Below are 18812 nucleotides of genomic sequence, written 5' to 3'. Positions count from 1 at the left end.
GTTTCGTTCAGGCATCCGAGAGCGTCGCTGAGCCGAACGGGACGCTGAAATCGTCACACCAGATACTCACGCCGTTGTACTTCGCAGGGTCGAAATCGGCGGGGAGTCGCTGGGTGAACGTTCCTTCTTTCGTACTCTCGCCACCGTCCGCCCCACCGTCAATGGGTACTTTCGTTCCGGCCTCGATATCGGCTTTTGTTTCGGGATTCTCGGCCGGTGTCAGATATACGTATACGTCAGGACCCTGCGTTTGCCGATACCCTTGGAAACGGAGGAAGTGTCCATCACTGTCCTCATAGAGAATAACGGTGCCGGACACGTCGTGGGCGGCGTCCGCGCCGGTAAATCTTCCCGTCTTGATGATTTTTGCGTCGGCCGGAACGGACGCTTCGTTCGCGGTCGTGGAGCGTTCGGGGAGGAAGATATCGGCGACCAGAGAACCGCCGCCCACCACGACAACGGCGACGACGATACCGACCACGAGAAGTTTGGTGACACTCAGTTGCATCGCTGCTCACCATCCATACGTTGGAGACAAAGATAATTTGGTTGGTAAGTCAGTCACCGTCACGTTACTTGCCTGACCGATTCAGCGCACGAGTCGGAGTCGTCGTTCTCGTAGTGGATAGGGAGAGGTGAGGAGATGAGGCAAGGTTCATCTCCGCCGTCCACTTATGATGGATGATCTCTGTGTCTTTTGTCGAAGACGGGATTATGGACGACGAATCAGGGTACTCACCCCTGTTTCCTGAACATTGCTATGAGCGATGGTGTGTGGATTATTGACATCGGTATTCCGCGGATGAAAAATACTGACCGTTACTCTCTTGTTGGGGGATGAGTGTGTCCTACCGTTCACTGCATCGACTCATTCGTCGGAGCGTCGAACGACAGCGAGCCATGCTTCGACGCTATCGTCGTTCGACGGGTCGATTCCCTCCTGGTCTGCGTTTACTTCGAATCGAGCGGGCTCGATTGTCTCCACCGACCAACCGTCTGTAAACGCCGTTCGAAGTTCACGTTCGCTGATTCGCCGCGGCCCCCAGTCTCCCGGCTCCTGGTCACTGAAACAGAGAATGACGACGTGACCGTTCGGTGAGACGGCGGAACGTAGCGACGAAACGTAGGTACGTCGGTCGTCATCGTCGAAGACGTGAAACAAGCCACAGTCGAGGACAACGCCAAACCGCTCATCGAGGTCGGCAAGCGCTAACGCATCGTGAACCCGGAAGCGTACTTTCCCCGCAACGTCACTCGCTTGCGCCTTCGTCCGTGCTTTCTCGATGGCTCGCGGGGACGCGTCGATTCCAAGAACCGAGAATCCGTGATCGGCGAGAAAAAGCGAGTTCTCGCCCGTTCCACAGCCGATATCGAGAACCGATCCCTCGAACGACCGCGATTCGAATACTGATTGAACGGCCGACTGTGGCCGGCCGATATCCCACGGCGGCGTTCCGGCGTACGCCTCATCGAATCCATCCTCTGGAGAACTCATCGCCAGCTTCGACGGACGGTACACGCATAGGTTTGTAGGCCGCAGATGGTACCCATCTCGATAGGTTCCGAGAAATATCTCGTTCGCGAATGCCGGAAAGCGATGGCGGTAGGTTATCCTACGGCTTCATCGAGTTCGCAATCGGTCGGAAAGCGGTCATCCAAGGCTGGGGGCCAGGTCTCGCTATCAACAACCTCCTTCGGAAGCGCGACCGGTTCCGATGCCGAAGCCCGCACCGATGATGACGAGCAGAATGAACAAGACCAGGATAAGTATGAATCCCGCACCGTAACCCTCGGCTACTCCGCCGCTCTGAAGGTTCCGTTCGAGCGTCTCCGCAACATCTCCATTTTCTAAAACCATCTGAAGATGCTCGAAGTGACGAGTGTCCATCCCGTCGAGATACGCAGAGACTGCGTTCGGTGCAGTATCGGATCCATCAGGCATGTTTCCGTTTGCAAGGGAGCCGATGAATTCGATGATGGTTTGTTCGAGATCGTCGTGTATTTCGACGGAATCGACGCCCATCTCGGTGACTGTATCGTTCTCGATAGTCGCCGCAAATCCCGCCAAGGTGAACAGCTCTTTCGTCTCACCATCGATAGTTGGCGCGAACTGCAACCATTCGAGATGGAATTCGTCGTCAGTGATCGAGAGACCCTTCAATTCGACGGCATTGTATTGTTCTTCGTCCTCTGCACCTGCGTATCCAGTGTTGGTGTCGCTACCACCGGCAACTGACCCGGAAATCGCCCCGGTAGCGAGTACCGAACCGAGGACTTGAACGAGAGTGCGCCGCGATTGCTGGAGTGGGAAACTGTTCGAATCGACCGCTGGTGATTTCTCATTGGTCATTGGTTCCGAACAGAGTAACCGTAAGTAGTAGTTTAGTTACTCACTTCATGAATTTAATAACTCAAAACGATATTCGAAGGCGACGTTGACAAGAACTGCATACCATCCGACGCATAATCGTTTGACGGGAGCGGAACTGTGGTGGTATCGTCCCTTCGACCATATCAAGGGTTCCGGCAGAACGAGGTCTCCAGACTGCAGTTCCCCGTGACGACGTTCGTCGAGCACCGCACCAAATGGCAGCATCACCACAAGTGCGTTTACGGTGCTGAAAGAAGGTATTTTTTGGCTTCAACCGTGGCTGGAATCCCACTCGGCCGCGAACGCTGCCCGGAGCACCTTCGACTCGGCTTTTCGGAGATGTTCGGCGGCCGTGCTGGGCGCACATCCCATCCTCGCCGCGATCGCTTCGTAATCAGCACCGCGAGGGATATCATAATAGCCGACCGCCAACGCAACCTCAACGGCCTCGCGCTGGCGTGGGGAGAGTAACGTCTCAGCGAGTCCCGGCGTCGCCCCTATACCGCTCACTTCGTCAACCGTCAGCTCGAAGGGGGGTGGAACGTCCTCGACCGAGGCTTGTACCTCGTTGAGCGATCCGACCACCGAGAACGTTACGGAGCCGTCCCCATTGTAGACCAGCGGTGGCACGACGAGCAAACTGCCGCGCGTGAAAGTACCGAAGAGTTGGCGTGACAGCTCGTTCAGTCGGTTCCGGAAGTAGACGTAAAAGCCGTCGTCACCGGCCGAGACGACATCGAAGTCCAGCACTTCCGGAACCTCCCGTACCTCGTCCTGAAATGCCTTGACATCGCCCTCCACGTAAACCATCAGCCCGAGACAGTCGCCCGAAACGTTCCAGTGGAGTCCGATCACTCGGTCGAGGTATGGTGCGCCCGAAAGCAACCTGTACATCGTGGGGAGGTCGCGTTCGCCGTCGGCTGGCGTGACGGTCAGCCGTACGTGTCTCATCCAGTGAACCCTTCGTTCTCCATGGCATAAACCCCCCGCAGGGTTCCGGCAGCGACGATACGACGCTGGGGAGCCATTTAGAAACTGCCATGCGAGTATTCATTGCAGGGGCCACGGGCGTCATCGGACGCCGACTGGTCGAACGGCTCACCGACAGAGGACACGAAGTGATCGGGGTCGTCCGAGACGATGATGGGGCCGCGCTCGTCGAGACACGAGGCGGGACGGCTCGATACGGGGACGTACTCGACCCCGACACGCTCATCCCCGCGATGGCCGGTGCGGACGCGGTCGTAGCCACTCAGACCGCACTTCCGGTGAAAGACAAGCCGACGGACGATGACTGGGCGCTGAACGACCGGGTCCGGGTGGAGGGCACGCGAAACCTAGTGGCCGCCGCCGATGGCGTCGAGCGGTTCCTCTTCCCGAGTATCGTCTGGGTCGCCCGGCAACCCGACGGTTCAGTGTTCGACGAACGGGCCGACCGCTACCCGGATCGCGCCACGCAGTCAGCGGCCGACGTCGAAGATATCGTGCAGGATGCAGCGTCCAAGCGGGGATTCGACGCCACCATCCTGCGATTGGGCTTCCTTTACGCACCGGACGCCGGGCACACACACCAGATGGGAAAACAGCTCCTCTCGGGTGACCTTCCGGTCGTCGGGGGTGGTCTATTCGGGCGGCGAGACGCCGAACTGTCGCTGCTCCACGCCGATGACGCAGCGCAGGCGTTGGTCGAAGCGATCGATGCCGACGCGACCGGGCTCTATCACGTCGTCGACGACGAGCCGGTGACCGTCGCCGACTTCTTCTCGGCGTTCGCAAACAGGCTGGAGGCACCGGAGCCAAGCAGAATCCCGGGTTGGATTGCGCGGTTTTTCGTCGGTAAAGAACAGGTGAACGTTCTCACGAAGCCGTTCCCCACCGACGCTGACCGGTTCCGTCGAGACGTCGAGTGGGAACCGACGTACTCGACGTATCGTGAAGGACTCGCTCAGATCGTCGAGCAATGGGAGAAAGACGGCACGCTTCACTCCACCACGACCGGGTACGAGTGGAGTGGCACCCGACCCGCGAAACAGGAGGGTGCCCCAACGCGAGCCCTCTGAACGTGAATCGTTGGTTCGGGCCTCTGTTCGACTGCCACCCCTCGATTGCAAATAGATCGTCGATGGAATGCGGCGATATACGTAGCGTAACGCCATGCTCGGAGCTATCCCGGTGAGAACAAGATACTCCGTCATCCAATGTCGAATCACAGGGATATATACGAATATTTATCCAAGGAATGGAAACAATCGTTTTATAATTTATTGAGAACAAAAATCTATGTGTGAGGTGGTTGTATTCCATAACTGACTATGGAACTCCTTCATCGGTTACGGAACGCCTTCGGTTCGGAGACGGCCACTCAATCGGCGGAAGAACAAGTACGAGCGACCGGTGATATTTTTGAATGTGAAGGGTGCGGGACGACGTTTATTTCTGAACCCACCCAATGTCCGCAGTGCGATCATGACGAGTTCCGGAATCACGGCAGTATCTGAGTGACCGACGGAGTGAACCGTCAGCGAGTCGCCCGAGTCGGGACACGGGACGGTTGGGAATCGACATCACTGCTCGTCTTCCCACGGACGATCAGTAGTCACCGGAAAACCATTCTAGGACGCTGGAGAACGTAGATGTTAGCGCATCAGTGCAAGTAGCACGCTTAGTCAGCAATCGTTAAGATCTTCGTCCGAAAAGAGTCGCTAATGGATACGACAGCCGTTCGTGACCCGATCCACGAACGCTTGTTTTCCCTTTCGCCAATGGAGTTCGAGGTGCTCTGTAAGGTTATTCTCGACCATAGCCTTCGAACGACCTCGTTGTCGGTCACACCAGCATCGCAAGACGGGGGAATCGATATCGAAGGGCGACTCAGCAACGATTGGTTTGCGGCTGACTTCGGTGTGCAAGTGAAACGGTATGCACTGGACAACTGAGTGAGCAACGACCGCGTCCACCGATTGGCCGGTTCACTGATGGAAAACAACTACAACCTTGGAACATTCATCAGAACGAGTTCGTTCACACGGCCAGCGATCGAGACGGCACACCGACTCCCGATCCAACTCATTTCCGGGGAAATGCTCACTCGGACGTTGGTAAACAGCGAAATCGGCGTGACGGTACACGATGGAACGTACGACCTCGATCCGACGTTCTGGCAAGATATTGGCAAATTGGACGAGACGATTCCAGCAAGCGAGGTGCCACTATCGAGTAACGTCAACCGAATTCGCGCGGTTCTGCGTGCGATGAAGCACACGGATGGAACCGCAGCGATCATTCAATCCTGGGTTGCAGCGAACACGGATATTTCCCTCTCGAATCGACACGTGTACATCAATGCGAACTCGGCTACGATCCTTGGATTTGCACGCAAAGAGCCTGCAACAGACCCGACGGAAGCACAACGATGGGGCCTAACGCCACACGGTGCGGAGTTCATCACCGTCCACCCGGAATCTGCGGATGCACAGAACCTCCTCCAGCAAGCAATTCGCGGCGTTCCGCTCGTCGAACGAATCTGCGAGCATATCGTTGACACGGGCGAGTTGACGATAAACGAAATCCAGCAGTTCATAACCGATGAGACAACCGGCCTCTCCGAATCGAGTGTGACCCGCCGAGGAAGTGTCGTTCGAGAATGGCTTTCGCAACTTCCCGATATCACCGACGAACGAAATGGCTCAGGAAATGCGAAGAAGTACGTTTATTCAGGTGCTTCGAAATCCGAGTGAATCTCGGTAGCTGTTCTAACCCCGAGAGAGTTCATATCCAGCATTTGGTTCTGATTCACAAGAGTAGAACCGGATCGCTATAGAACTCAAACCTAATTACGTAGTCATCCGACTCACCGATAGTGTTAGTAGTATTCGACCACATAAGTATAACTGAACATGGCAAGTAGTACTCGGGATCCAGAAGTAGTACGCGTGTCTCAGAAGGGGCAAGCAACGATTCCGAAGGCACTTCGGGAGAAATTCGGTATCGAGACTCCCGGGGAAGTGTTCGTCTACGAAGAGGGCGAACGAATCATCATTGAACCCATTCCCTCGTTTGACGAACTCCACGGCATTCACGCGAGCGAACACGAACCCGGCGAAGTACTGGAGAAGATCCGTAAGCAAAAGGACGAAGAACGACGCAGGGATGAAAAGCGTGCCGAGCGCCTTCGACCGTCCAAAGACGCGGATAGTGACACATGAACGACGCGTACGTCTTCGATACCGAAGCGATCATCGCGTTCCTCTACGGCGAACCCGGACACAATGTCGTCGCCGACTTGCTCGTCGATGTTGAGGCCGACGCGGAAGGCTACCTCACCGAAGCGAACGCCAGCGAGGTGTTCTACCTCGTGGCCCGCTTCGAGGGGACTGACGACGATACACCGACCGCCGCCTCGCTCCGCACGGCTGATCGTGACATTCGCGCCCTCGAACGTCGTGGATTGGCTATCGAGCGCACTAATTGGCGGTTCGCCGGTGAGGTGAAGGCCGACAGTCACATCTCGCTTGCTGACGCCAACGCAGTTGCGCTGGCCCACGACCGAGATGCGATGCTCATTGCCGGTGCCGACGACGATTTCGAGGAGCTTCCGATCGATGTCGATGTTTTTCGGTTCCGGAACCACGGCGTCTGAAAACGCAGTAGTTTCGACATGCCTTCCTCCTCGGTATTGGCCATCTTCGAATATCGAATCCTACTGCAAGAATACTCTGGAGGAACCAACTGTGACATCCTCGCCCGCCGTAAACGGCGGGATTCTCTCGCTGATTAAAGATAGTTGCATTTAGAGGAGACAATTGCATGATGGGCGGGTCGCCTCTGGCACTCGGACGACGGCCGAGAAGAACGGCAGATTTCGCGTGGGCGGTATTGATAAGTTGCCGAGCGGAGACCGACTACTCGATGCACGACCTTCACACCCACTCGAACTACTCGGATGGGAAGTTCCTGTTTCGGATGGTTCGGGCGGCTGAGCGTGCTGGGTTGGACGGGATCGGGTTCACAGACCACTGCAATGTTTCGCCACGGGCGGGGGCGAAGGACGCTCGCGCCGCGCGAGGATTCAATCTCGACCGGACGTATGAGCGCCGACGGCGTGCCATCGACCAGCTTCGAGAGGAGTCCGAGATAGCCATATACGATGCCGTCGAAATGGATTACGATAGCCGCGACGAAGCCGAGATTCGAGCGTTTCTCTCGGCCGCCGATTTCGATTATACCATCGGTAGCGTTCACGACGTGATGGGAACGAACGTGCAGGTGGCCTCGGCCTTCGAGGACAAATCGACGGACGAGTGCACAACCGTCGTCGATCGATACTTCGACCAACTCGTCGCACTCATCGAGTCGGAGTTGTTCGACATTGCAGCCCACGCCGATTTACTGGAGCGAACGCCACCCCTCCGGGGATACGCCACCGAAACCCACTATTATCGAGTTGCAGAAGCGTTCGCCGATTCGCGGACGATTCCGGAGATCAACGTCGGTCGCACGCTGTCCGACGAAATACTCCATCCCGGGCGTACGTTTATAGAGATCCTCCGGGAGCACGACGTTCCGTTTACCATCGGATCCGATTCCCACCGCCCGGACGAGGTGACCGCGCGTGCTGACATTCTCGAAGACGTGCTATGGGAGTACGACATCGAGCCCGTGACTTCGTTCATCCCGAACCGCTGAGGGTGTAGTGGTCTGGTGTTTCTCGGGTTGATTTCTCAACAGGAATCGGCTCCAAACGGTGACAACTCTTATGCATGTCCCAAGTGATCATAGTTCATGGAAGATGTTTTCGTTGGACAACTCATGTCCACGACCCTTCACACCGTTTCACCAGAAACGCTCGTCGAAGCGGCAGCACAGAAGATGCTCGCCAACGATATTGGCTCGGTCGTCGTCGTTGGTAGCGACAACCAGCTCGCTGGGATACTGACCACCACCGATTTCGTCAAGGTGGTCGCCGAACGGCAACCGAAGGACGAAACGCCCGTCAAAACCTACATGACCACCGACGTAATAACCGCGTCGGCTCAGGACTCTATCCGCGATGTCTCGGACGCTATGATCAAACACGGGTTCCATCACATGCCGGTGGTGGACGAGACGGAGGGCGTCATCGGGATGATTTCCACGACGGATCTCGCCGCGTACCTCTCACACGTCCAGACACCGAGTCCGTCATAGGCGAGAATATCCGGGGCGTGCAAGAATAACGCACTCGCCCGAAATTCCGAATCAGTTCACGCGTCTGCCCGTATCAACACGTCTTTTCGGAAGGTAACGACTGGTATCTCGGTAGGCACCGAGGTATTAGTAGCGCGATTAACCAATAGTGAGAGAGACAATAGATGCGATTTCAACTCACCGACGCCCAGCAAACCCTCCGTGACGAGGTTCGTAACTACGCACAGACGACCATCAAGCCACAGGCGATCGATCTGGATCAAAACGAGGAGTATCCCGGCGCGATTCTCGACGAGTTGGGTGAGCGAGGATACACGGGCATCACGCTCCCCAAAGAATACGGCGGGAGGGGACGGGGATTGGTCGAACTCGCAATCCTCGTCGAGGAGCTGTCGGCGGCGCTCATGCCGGTCGCCAGCGCGCTTTCACTCCATCTCGGTGTCGCAACCGTTATCGAGCGATTCGGAACCGACGAGCAACGAGGCCGGTTTCTCCCGACGATGGCGTCGTACGACACGGTCGGTGCACTCGGACTTAGTGAAGCGAACGCCGGGAGCAATAAGCTAGAGATGGAGACGACCGCCGAACAGGACGGCAACGCGTGGGTATTGAACGGCCACAAACAGTGGATTACCAACTTCTTCCACGCCGATTACGTGCTCACGTACGCGAAAACCGGGGCCGACGAGGAGGCACCACACAACATCAGCGCGTTTCTCGTCCCCACCGACGAGTTCGAGGTGGCGAACAACTGGGACACGCTCGGGGCAAAGTCGGTGAAATCACCGAAAGCAACCCTCTCCGACGTGCGCGTTCCGGACGACCGAATGGTGGGAAAAGCGGGTGAGGCGTACGTCCAACGGCGCGAAATCAAAACCGGCGTGAACGTCCCTGCTCGCGGTGTCGGCATTGCCCGTGCGGCACTCGACGATACGGTCGCGTACACGAAACAGCGCGAACAGTATGACCATTCGATTGCCGATTTCCAGGGCGTTTCATGGATGGTTGGCGAGATGGCGACACGAGTCGAGACGGCCCGACTGCTCACGCTCCGCGCGGCCGATTTGGCCGACCGAGGGCAAGAGACCGCCCGGGAGTTCAGCATGGCGAAGGTGGCGGCGACGCAAGCCGCCGTCGATACTGCGAATGATGCGATGCAACTTCACGGCGGTATCGGTTATACGACTGAACGCCACGTGGAACGCTACCTTCGCGACGCCCGACTACTGACCCTTGCTGGCGGGCCAAACGAGGGTCACAAAGACACGCTCGGTGCGGCGGTGTACGAGGACTATCGGAGGAGGTGAGGTTCTTCGAGTGATTCGCGGTGCCGTCATCGATTTCGACGGCACCATCAGTTTTGATTCAGATCAGTTCGAGTATTCTAGAACGTTTAGCGGAGGACAACCGTACGTCTCTCTCCGCGACTGAGATCGGCTGCTTCATCAGTCGGAACTCGTGATTAGGCCACCCGACAGATCGGTCGAATCCCTGAACTCCGGCCAGGCGTCGTAGAGGTAGAGGCCGAACGGCAGCCACCAGAGCAGGTCGTTCGTGAGGATGAGGACGACGTGGACGGTGGCCAGGCACCCGTGATGAGAACGATAGCGAACCCAAGAGGATCGAGCAGTTTCCCGGCGAGGCCGACTACGGCGATGAGCCAGCCCTGTTCCGGCGCACGAGCGACGTCGAGATACAGGATCCCATACAGGCCGATAACCGTTCCAAGTGTCATGAAAATCTCGGGATAGCGTATCGGCTGCATCCCGGCGAAGCGAAAGCACTACCCAGGGCACGCGGCAGTCCTCGCTTACCTTCCATCTGACCGTTGAACATGAAATCTCACTGTTGTACTCGTAGCAACGCGTCGTGGTCTGTGAAATAGCTTTAACTCACACAGAACCCTCGAAAACGGCGTATCCGACCACTTCTGCAACGTGAGCCGTCTCTGCGTCAGCGCTTTGCTCCTCTTCGACCTTGATGTCGACGCCGGTGCCCGTGAGATTTCGATAGCGCAGGTTCGCTGTGTTGTTGCCGTTGAACGTTTGCATACTCGCGATGAACTGTGGTTGCTCGTATTGGTGGTCAAACGTGAGACGCGTCCAGCTATCATCGATCGTCGTTCCAGTTCGCCCGACTTCGAACGGTCGCCCGTCGAGCATGCCCGTTGCTTGCTGGAGCGCGATGTAGCCGACTGTTTCAGTCGTGTGTGCGCCTTTGGCCTCCTCCTCTTGGACTCGCACATCGAACGACCCACTCGAAACATTTCGCATGCGGGTGACGATCGGGTCACCCCCGTTGAACGTTTGGGACTGGGACAGGACGACCGGTGTTTCCGTTCCGAAGACATTCCCCAGCCCAACGGATTCGAAGGTGTGATCCACATCCACGGTTCCTGCGGTCAGTCGATACGACGTGTCATCGTCTAATTGCACCGTCTGTTCGGTCGGTTCCACCGAAAGACTGTGGAACGTCTCCGTGATGTGTGCGCCGTCGAGATACTCCCATTCTTCGAGTTTGTACTCGAAATCGCCGTCAGCGACGTTTCGCAGACGGATGTGCGCCGGTTGCCCGCCGTTATACGAGAGTGGTTGCACGATAACGATTCGAGGCTCCTGCGCATCGGAATCGAACTGGTGCCAAGTATCTCTATCCGGCTGATTTTGGGTAATCGTCTCGGTATCGAACGGATCAACGGGAAGCGTGTATTCGAGCTTCGCGATGGACGCTGGTGGTAACGTCACCTCAATATTGCCGTTCGCGTTCGGTTCTAGCTGGAGGGTTTGGCGGTCGAACCCATTCGTCGTCGTCCAACTCGTTTGTCGTGCAAACGGGTCACCGTTCGCTGGCGTCTGAAGGACGACCGGAACTTGTGCGGACGACGGATCGCTCGAGGGCGACCAGCCGTCGACACTCACCTCTGTCGTGTAGGTGTCCCGTAAGTTGCGGTTTGTGACGTACACGATTGCGTTCGACCCACTGCCAGCGTCGCGAATGGCTGTTGCGTCCACGTATGGGACGTCTTCCATCCGGCGGATTCTGATGCCAGTTTCGGGAATGGTACGGGTTGGACTGTCGATGGTTATCGAGAGACGGTTCCACTCCGTGGTACCGTCCGTGAAGGGTTCTGCGAAGGTCTGTGCCGCATAATCGCCGGGTGGAACCGGTCGGAAATCGATCGGGTATGGTCGCCAAAACAGGGAGTTATCCCGCATGTGGCTCATCGAGATGGCATCGCCACGGCGCATGAACGTGGTGAACATACTGGCCGTGAAAGCTGCATGGGCCATCGTGGGATAGTCCGCGCGTGGCCAGCCGGGACTGACCTGCGGTTGGAGGTTCCACTCGCCGACGTCGATTTCGAGTCCGTCGATTCCGTGTTGGGCGGCTTCCTCGACGACTTCCTGCATGAGTTGATCGAACTCACTGGGAAAGTTGACGAGAACCTCGTTGTATCCGACCGGATCCGTGTTGTTTGTTTCCAACCACTCTTCACGATTGGCCCGATTGATGATGCCCCGAACATAGCGGTGAATATCGATACTCATCACCGACTGCCCGGCAATTCGGAACAACTCTCGGTTCCATATCGGTGGCTCTCCGAACCGGGTTTCGGACGAACCGTCGTGGAAATCCGTATACATCGGGTCAATACCGACGGCGTGGACGTCGATGCTCGAATCGGCCGCCTGCATCGCATTCTGGTAGTTTTGAAATTCGTCGGCGTATTCGTACACATCAGCATTTCCGACCTGGTAGTCACCGTAGACCTCGTTGCCGACTTGCCACGAAGTCACGTTCCACGGGTCGGGATAGCCGTGCTCGGCACGTAATTGGCCCATCTCGGTCGATTGGTCACCGTTGACGTACTCGACCCAGTCGGCCGCCTCTTCCGGTGGAATTTCTGACCAGAATCCAACGTTGAGTATCGGTTCGATGTCGGTGAGGTCACAGAATTCGAGGAACTCATTAGTTCCAAGATAGTTCCGTTCGAGGCCACCCCAATTCACGTTCGGAACGACCGGTCTATCCTCCAGCGGGCCGACGCCGTCCTGCCAGTGATACTGGCTCGCAAAATTGCCGCCCGGCCACCGCAGGCTCGTCACGTTGAATTCGTCGAGCAGTTCCACGGTCGTCGGATTGAACTTCCCGTTGATAGCGTCGCCAGCCCGGAGTATCACCCAGTCGAGATCGACCCGTCCTTGGCCCTCTACTACAAAGGAGAGTTCGTATTCGCCGAACGGCGACCCCCGATACCGCTGCGTGCTTTCCGTACTGAGTTCCAGCGTCACCGACCGACGCTGCCAATTGCGTGTGACGGGAACCGATTCGGCAATTTGGACACTCCCATCAGCTGCCTCGAGCTGGACATCACAGGCGGAAATCTGCCGTCCTCGAATCGAGAATTCGACGACGTATTCGAGGGTGCGCTCGTCTGGCAACGCTGTTCGTTGTTTGACGCCGCCCTGGGGATTTGACGATCCATTCGGTGTAAGCAATACGCGCTGGTATCGCGGTTGGGTGACGCCCGACGGGGATGGCCGCTTGTCGGCTGGGACGCCATCGCCGAACTCCAAATCGGGTTCCGCTTCGCGTCCGTGTCCTCCACCGGTATTCTGGACGAAATCTATGTTTCCGGCGGTCTCAACCGGTTCCCACGGATAGGCGATTCCCTCATAGGTCGCCGTTTCGGGGTACAGCACAGCAGTCCGATCACCTGCGGTCGGGGTATTCCAGACTTCGAAGGAGCCATTGGCCACGTGGTCGGAATAAATACCGGGATAGGCGTCTCGTCCGTTGTGTTCGATGAACTTTCCGAAGATTCGGTCGTTGATCGTCCAGTCGGTCGCGCTCGACGAATCGACGCTAATCATGGCGGTACTGCTTGCTTGTGCTGTGTTACACACGGTATCCTCTCCGCCGTCTGTCTGTGCAGTGGCGTTTGCAGTTTGTCCGGAAAGCCCCAACAGACCAGTGCCACTGAGTGTGATTGCTTTGAGGTAATCTCTTCGTTCAATGCCAGTAATGCTATCATTTTTTCCCATGAACAACAAAGCCGAACCAGGGGTTGGACTTTGTTATGAGGCGTCTGAATAGTGGTTTTAGACCGTAACCACTGATTACTCCAGTCAGATCAATGATCTGAATCAAGCATCAGCGTCTGAAACTTCCAGATGTGAAAAAACGAGTTATATATCACGGCATCCACCACGGGAAGGACATATTGTATCGGCATCGATGACACCGTCGAATAGCGGGGAGCGTCGCAACGCTCTCTCCGATCTTCCGCAGACAAACGCACTCAGCAGTCTTCGAGCATTGCGTACAGTCGGAACCGCTGGCTTTCTCCTTGCATCGATCCCCGATAGAGTGTATCAGTGGTAGAGCAGGCGGCGAGAGACCCCTAATCTCACGATTGGATGAATATGAATTCCTTTTCGTGATGCTATCCTTGGCGACAATTTCCATCGGTGTCTCGGTAGAATCAGGCATTCAGCGCGTCCATCGCACGCTTCGAAAAGGAGGGATTTTCCGGAGGCAGAGGTCGTCGAATCATCTTCTCGAACGAGATTCTGGAAGAATTCGGCCAGTACGTACCGATACTCGTCAGCACGCTTTTCGTGGAATAGTGGTGTGCTCCTGTTTGAGTGTCGCTGTCCCCGATTGCTGAGATAGATGTGGGCGAACGGTATTGGGAGGCCAGAGAGCACGCCTGAAAACCGAGGCCGAATCCGCTGAAATCGATTTCGGTAACTTCCCCTACAGAAATGTAATTCAGCTTAGGCATATGTCGATAGCCGACTATCGTTTAACTGTAATGCGAGCACTTCCAACGCAGTTGCCAGGCAGGCAACAAACCCCAGACTCGACGCACAGCCTTCGAAAAACGATGGTCGGGTGGGCAGCGATATATCTGGCGTTCCTCGCCATGCTGATTGCCATCTCGTATCCCCTCGTGACTGGTGGTGCGATTGCATTGGCACTCGTGACCGCATTCGGAATTCGTCTGTTGCAGAGGCGTCGTGACCACCGTACCCGGCGTGTCTGCATTCCTGCCACCGGGATTTGTGTGACCATGTAGCCCCAGCGTGAGTAAGAGTCGCTAGATGGAGTTTTTGTGGATTTTTGGAACATTCATTTTCGGATCTCACTCATGAAGAGCTATTCTTCGAGTGCCTCAGCAACTGCCTCGACGGCCTCAATCGAAACATCATGTTTCGCTGCAATTTCCTCGGCCTTCGCAGGTGAGAGTTGACCGTCCGACTGTCCGTGGGCGTGGACGCCGTTCTGGCCAGCGTGGTCGCGTTGGTGGATCGGATTCAGTGCCGTGTCATTCACTTCGAGAGTGACGGCATCCCAACGTGCATAATGACCCATCGCGTCGAAGTACGCCTTCGTCGCTCGGCGTTCGTCACGGTCGAATTCGGCGACGAGAAGCGTTTCTTCGTCGAGGGTAGGCCCAGCTTTGACGATTCCCGCGGGGTTGACGAGCATGCTCCCACCGCCTGCGAGGTCGTAGCCCAGTTCCCCCTCCTGGAATTTCTCCGGTGCTAGGTCACCCATATACATCGAACTCGAGATGACGAACGACTGCGTCTCAAACGCGTATTCCCGAACCGCGGGATAGATATCGCACGTCTCCGTGTCGGCGGTCGATTCGGCGCGGGTCTTGTCACCGGGATGGCCATCCTGTGTCCAAAATCCCGGCCAGGCAGCAACGTGAATCTCTTCGCCCATCGCACAGAGTGCGGCCTTCGAAAGCGTCATGTGATTCTCATAGCAGATGAGGCCGCCAACCGTTCCAACGTCGGTCTCGTGCACGGAAAGACTCGATGGGTCGCCACGACCCCAGATGGTTCGCTCGCCATGTGTCGGCATCAACTTTCGATGGCGTCGAACCAGTGTGCCGGAGCGATCGAAGAAAAACATCGAATTGTAGAGTGTCTCACTTCCCGGCCTCTCATCGAGTTCGTTCGTCCCGAGGACGACGTGCACGTTCGCATCGTCGATGGCGTCGCCGAGAACATCGAGTGCATCGTCATCCACTGACAGGCTGTTCTTTTGGAGATCGACCATCAGTTCCGTCCAGCGTGGAATGGAGACCGCCCGCCGCCAGTAGGGGTAGCCGGGGAAGAAGGTCTCCGGGAAGGCGACGATGTCCACATCTTCATCTCCAGCCCGCTCGATCCACTCACAGGCCTTGTCGAGGGTTGCTTCTTTGTCGTGATAGACCGGTTCGACTTGCGCTGCTGCGAGTGTGAGTGAGTCAGTACCCATACTGTATGGCGTGCTATCGCACACCAAATAAACTCCGTTCGTACGTTTGCACACGTTCTGACCACGACGGTCTCACCGCCGGTGTCCTCTACCAAGACGTGTCCGCCATTCTCTTCATATGATCCATTAGTAAAAACAGTAATATTTGCCTCGTTATGGTATGATTGACTAAAGAACAATTTTGATATTCTATCTTCAGACACCTCATAACAATGGTTATGATGTTGAATGATTAACGTATGGTTTCGAGTAAAAGCATTGTTCAGCGAATGCACGCAGTTGACACTGACGGTCGAGAAAAAAATGACACAGCTCTCGGTGGTACGCTACGGCAACCATCCGTGGATAGTCGTCACCGCTCGAGTGGCTACACTGACGTCTGTAGCTCGTTGAGGGAGGGTCTGTGAATGCCGACCTACAACATCGTCGATGAAGGGGCGGACGATACCGGAGCGGACGCCATCGACCCCGTACTCGGTGACCTCGTCGGGAGCGATACGACTATCGAGTTTCCTCCAGGGACGTACGAACTCAACGAGCTCGTTGTACAATCGGGTACGAACGACTTAGAACTCATCGCACCGGACGGTGCTCGACTCGTTCCCGGTCAGTCAGGTGACAGCATCAGGTGGATCGACGTGTCCTCGAATGGATTCGTGCTGGACGGCTTCGAACTCGACATGCGGAACACAACGGTGCCGCCGTTCGTGCGAATGAACTCCAGCGCGGGTAACTGGGAGCTCAGGCGACTCATCACCCGTGGGCGGGTGAGAGCAGCCACCGACTCGAATGTCGGGTCGAACACCTCGAGCGACGCCCGAACCTACTTCCGGTTGTCGGCAGCGGAGGGCACACGTGGGCTCTTACAGGACTGCTACTTCCATGAGGGTTCGTGTGCACCGACGGAAGCGAGCAATCGCCGGGCAATCCTAGTCGAATCCGCGAAGGGGGCGCTCACGTTCAACCGCTGTTGGTTCGAAAGCTGGGGCGAGAACACGATTTATGCCAAAAAACCCGAAGGGCGGCTCAAAATTCTGAACTGCTTCGTTCGTAACACGCAGAATGGGATGCGACTCGGGGGATTTACCGATGTTCGTAACTGCGTCTCGATCAAAAACGACCGCCACCCTCGGCAGACGTGGTCGGGCGGGTCGCTCCAACGCGGCGTGAACGCGGAAGCCACCGACCCGGCGAATTCGTCGGCGGGCATCAACACGTACGACGGCACGCTCCTCATCGCCGACAGCGATTTTTATCACCGCTATCTGGACAGCAGTTGCGGCGGGGCAATCACGGCACCGACGCCGTGCCAGCGCATCGACGTTCAGAACGTCCGTATCAGCTACGATTCGACGAAGAACCACGATGCAATCTACACCTACAATGCAACGCAGAACGATGGCACACCCGCGAACCTCGAATACCTCCAACTCGAGGACGTCCACGTCACCAACGATCACAACTCGGAGTACGGCGTCTACATCGGGCAGGAGCCGGACACGTGGGGGACGGTTTCCGGCGTCATCGGCGGGAGCGGCCCGCAGACGAATTCCTCATTCGTCGGGAATCGAATGACCACGAACGGCAATCCCACCCCACCGGATACGACGCCGCCACTGCCGAGTCCGCCACCACTTGGCGAGGTGCCGATGGAGCCGTCACAATTGGTTCGTATCGATAACAATGGAAATAGCTCGCCGACGACGTTCCAGATTACCGCTGGCGAGTACGTCCTCCCGGCGGGCAACGATGGGGCGACGATACCGACTGAATGGGGGCCGGACGGAGAGCCAACTCGGCCACCGAATGCGGAGGTTGCCACTGGCACGATTCCAGCAGGACAGACGTACGCCTTCTACGTGACTGGCGGCATCGTCTCGACTGAGGCAGAAGGCCCAGCAACGTGGACCGTGGATGGTGAACCGTACGACCCGGGCGCTGAGGACATATTCAGAATAAATACGATCAATTCCGGTGGACAACAGAACCAAAATCAGTGGCAGCAAGCCAATTCGGTCGTGCAACCGAATGGAATCGCTATCGCGAAACCGCTCTCGCACAACGGTGGCCAACCATGTCATGTTCGTCTCCGAAACGTCGCTGATGGCAACTTCGAATATAAACTCGAAGAATGGCAGTATCTGTGGCCGCCTTACAACGGACCACACCCCAGCGAAACATTCCACTCACTCGCCGCAGAGCCGAATGAGCGCGAGATTCAGCTAAGCGATGGCACTTCGTATCGGGTGAAAGGTGGAAACGTATCCATCCAAGCGAATCAGAATGCATGGTCTACAGACGACTTCGTTACCGTTTCGTTGGACGGTTTCTTCCCCTCGGGAACACCGGTCGTCCTGGCGCAGCCACAGACGTTCAACGGTGCTGACCCCGTTGTTACACGACTGAGAAACGTCTCAAACAGTTCGTTTGGGGTGCGGCTCCAAGAGGAGGAGGCCAAAGGCGCACACGTGACCGAGACGGTCGGCTACATTGCACTCCAACAAGCGACGGGAGAGCTCGACGGCACACCATTCGAGGTGCAGCGAACTAGTACCACTTTCACCAATCAGTGGACTCGTATCACGTTCCAACAACAGTACGAATCACCGCAGTTCATTGGTGATGTTCAAACATTCAATGGAGGGGATACTGTCCATCTGCGCTATCGAAACCTCTCGGGGACAGGGGTAGAGGTTAAGGTCGAAGAAGAACAAAGCTACGACAATGAATCGACTCACTTCGCCAGGGAGGCAATCGGATACACCGTCTTCGAGGGCTCCCCATAAAACCCCGCACCGCGACTATTTTCAAGGGTTCAGTAGTCAGTGAGTTGTTTTCTTTTTATACGATATCCCATTCACTCTTTGAGCGCAATATCCAAACGTCGAACATGATGATAATCCACTACTAGCTGAGTACGCTTCGACGATCATCGTCGGTCTAACCGAAAAAAGTCGAAACTCGAATCCAACCCAGT

General features: G+C 56.5%; 15 protein-coding genes and 1 pseudogene. 9 read left to right on the top strand and 7 right to left on the bottom strand.

Translation table 11 applies throughout. The features are described 5' to 3' along the window. Positions 1 to 7 precede the first annotated feature (7 nt). The 4 genes from ACN2TU_RS16540 to ACN2TU_RS16525 all read right to left on the bottom strand — a co-directional run bounded on the left by ACN2TU_RS16540 (position 8) and on the right by ACN2TU_RS16525 (position 3322). The gene (locus tag ACN2TU_RS16540; protein WP_435156874.1) at positions 8 to 508 is read right to left on the bottom strand and encodes a DM13 domain-containing protein; all 501 of its coding nucleotides are present in this window, start codon (positions 506 to 508) and stop codon (positions 8 to 10) included. A 360-nt stretch (positions 509 to 868) separates the two neighbouring features. Beyond that, entirely contained in the window at positions 869 to 1495 is a 627-nt protein-coding gene (locus tag ACN2TU_RS16535) for a class I SAM-dependent methyltransferase (RefSeq protein WP_435156873.1), read from the bottom strand. A 186-nt stretch (positions 1496 to 1681) separates the two neighbouring features. Next, on the bottom strand, positions 1682 to 2350 hold the full coding sequence (locus ACN2TU_RS16530; protein WP_435156872.1) for a YjcZ family sporulation protein: 669 nt from the start codon (positions 2348 to 2350) through the stop codon (positions 1682 to 1684). Between the two features lie 291 nt (positions 2351 to 2641). Further along, positions 2642 to 3322, bottom strand: a complete 681-nt coding sequence (locus tag ACN2TU_RS16525) for a helix-turn-helix domain-containing protein (RefSeq protein WP_435156871.1) — start codon at positions 3320 to 3322, stop codon at positions 2642 to 2644. Positions 3323 to 3411: 89 nt separating this feature from the next. Between ACN2TU_RS16525 and ACN2TU_RS16520 the strand changes: the two genes are divergently transcribed. From ACN2TU_RS16520 to ACN2TU_RS16490, 7 genes and pseudogenes are all read left to right on the top strand, one after another. Beyond that, positions 3412 to 4431 carry an NAD-dependent epimerase/dehydratase family protein gene (locus ACN2TU_RS16520; RefSeq protein WP_435156870.1) on the top strand — a complete coding sequence of 340 codons (1020 nt, stop codon included), beginning with the start codon at positions 3412 to 3414 and terminating at the stop codon, positions 4429 to 4431. A 645-nt stretch (positions 4432 to 5076) separates the two neighbouring features. Then, positions 5077 to 6108: pseudogene (locus ACN2TU_RS16515) on the top strand (restriction endonuclease). Positions 6109 to 6267: 159 nt separating this feature from the next. Further along, positions 6268 to 6576 (top strand): AbrB/MazE/SpoVT family DNA-binding domain-containing protein, encoded by a 309-nt coding sequence (locus tag ACN2TU_RS16510; RefSeq protein ID WP_435156869.1) that lies wholly within the window; start codon positions 6268 to 6270, stop codon positions 6574 to 6576. Continuing rightward, on the top strand, positions 6573 to 7010 hold the full coding sequence (locus ACN2TU_RS16505) for a PIN domain-containing protein (protein WP_435156868.1): 438 nt from the start codon (positions 6573 to 6575) through the stop codon (positions 7008 to 7010). Before ACN2TU_RS16510 ends, ACN2TU_RS16505 begins: the two co-directional genes overlap by 4 nt. Before the next feature lie 269 nt (positions 7011 to 7279). Then, on the top strand, positions 7280 to 8056 hold the full coding sequence (locus tag ACN2TU_RS16500; RefSeq protein ID WP_435156867.1) for a PHP domain-containing protein: 777 nt from the start codon (positions 7280 to 7282) through the stop codon (positions 8054 to 8056). Positions 8057 to 8152: 96 nt separating this feature from the next. Then, complete coding sequence (locus ACN2TU_RS16495; RefSeq protein WP_435156866.1) at positions 8153 to 8557, top strand: CBS domain-containing protein; 405 nt, start codon at positions 8153 to 8155, stop codon at positions 8555 to 8557. Positions 8558 to 8721: 164 nt separating this feature from the next. After that, positions 8722 to 9864, top strand: coding sequence for an acyl-CoA dehydrogenase family protein (locus ACN2TU_RS16490; RefSeq protein WP_435156865.1), 1143 nt, complete (start codon positions 8722 to 8724; stop codon positions 9862 to 9864). Positions 9865 to 10019: 155 nt separating this feature from the next. Here the strand turns inward: ACN2TU_RS16490 and ACN2TU_RS16485 are convergent, their stop codons facing one another. Together ACN2TU_RS16485 and ACN2TU_RS16480 are read right to left on the bottom strand one after the other, a co-directional pair. After that, positions 10020 to 10292, bottom strand: a complete 273-nt coding sequence (locus ACN2TU_RS16485) for a hypothetical protein (RefSeq protein WP_435156863.1) — start codon at positions 10290 to 10292, stop codon at positions 10020 to 10022. A gap of 157 nt (positions 10293 to 10449) precedes the next feature. Then, complete coding sequence (locus tag ACN2TU_RS16480) at positions 10450 to 13602, bottom strand: hypothetical protein (protein ID WP_435156862.1); 3153 nt, start codon at positions 13600 to 13602, stop codon at positions 10450 to 10452. Between the two features lie 773 nt (positions 13603 to 14375). Between ACN2TU_RS16480 and ACN2TU_RS16475 the strand changes: the two genes are divergently transcribed. Further along, the gene (locus ACN2TU_RS16475) at positions 14376 to 14639 is read left to right on the top strand and encodes a hypothetical protein (RefSeq protein ID WP_435156861.1); all 264 of its coding nucleotides are present in this window, start codon (positions 14376 to 14378) and stop codon (positions 14637 to 14639) included. A gap of 80 nt (positions 14640 to 14719) precedes the next feature. On the opposite strand, the gene ACN2TU_RS16470 is transcribed toward ACN2TU_RS16475, so the two are convergent. Next, positions 14720 to 15835: a carbon-nitrogen hydrolase family protein gene (locus tag ACN2TU_RS16470; RefSeq protein WP_435156860.1), complete on the bottom strand. Its 1116-nt coding sequence runs from the start codon at positions 15833 to 15835 to the stop codon at positions 14720 to 14722. A 407-nt stretch (positions 15836 to 16242) separates the two neighbouring features. Between ACN2TU_RS16470 and ACN2TU_RS16465 the strand changes: the two genes are divergently transcribed. Next, positions 16243 to 18621: a hypothetical protein gene (locus ACN2TU_RS16465; RefSeq protein WP_435156859.1), complete on the top strand. Its 2379-nt coding sequence runs from the start codon at positions 16243 to 16245 to the stop codon at positions 18619 to 18621. Positions 18622 to 18812 lie beyond the last annotated feature (191 nt).

It is taken from the genome of Haladaptatus marinus, from assembly GCF_051194195.1.
Note: the sequence above shows the minus strand (reverse complement) of the source record. Positions and strands in the feature narration are given on the sequence as shown.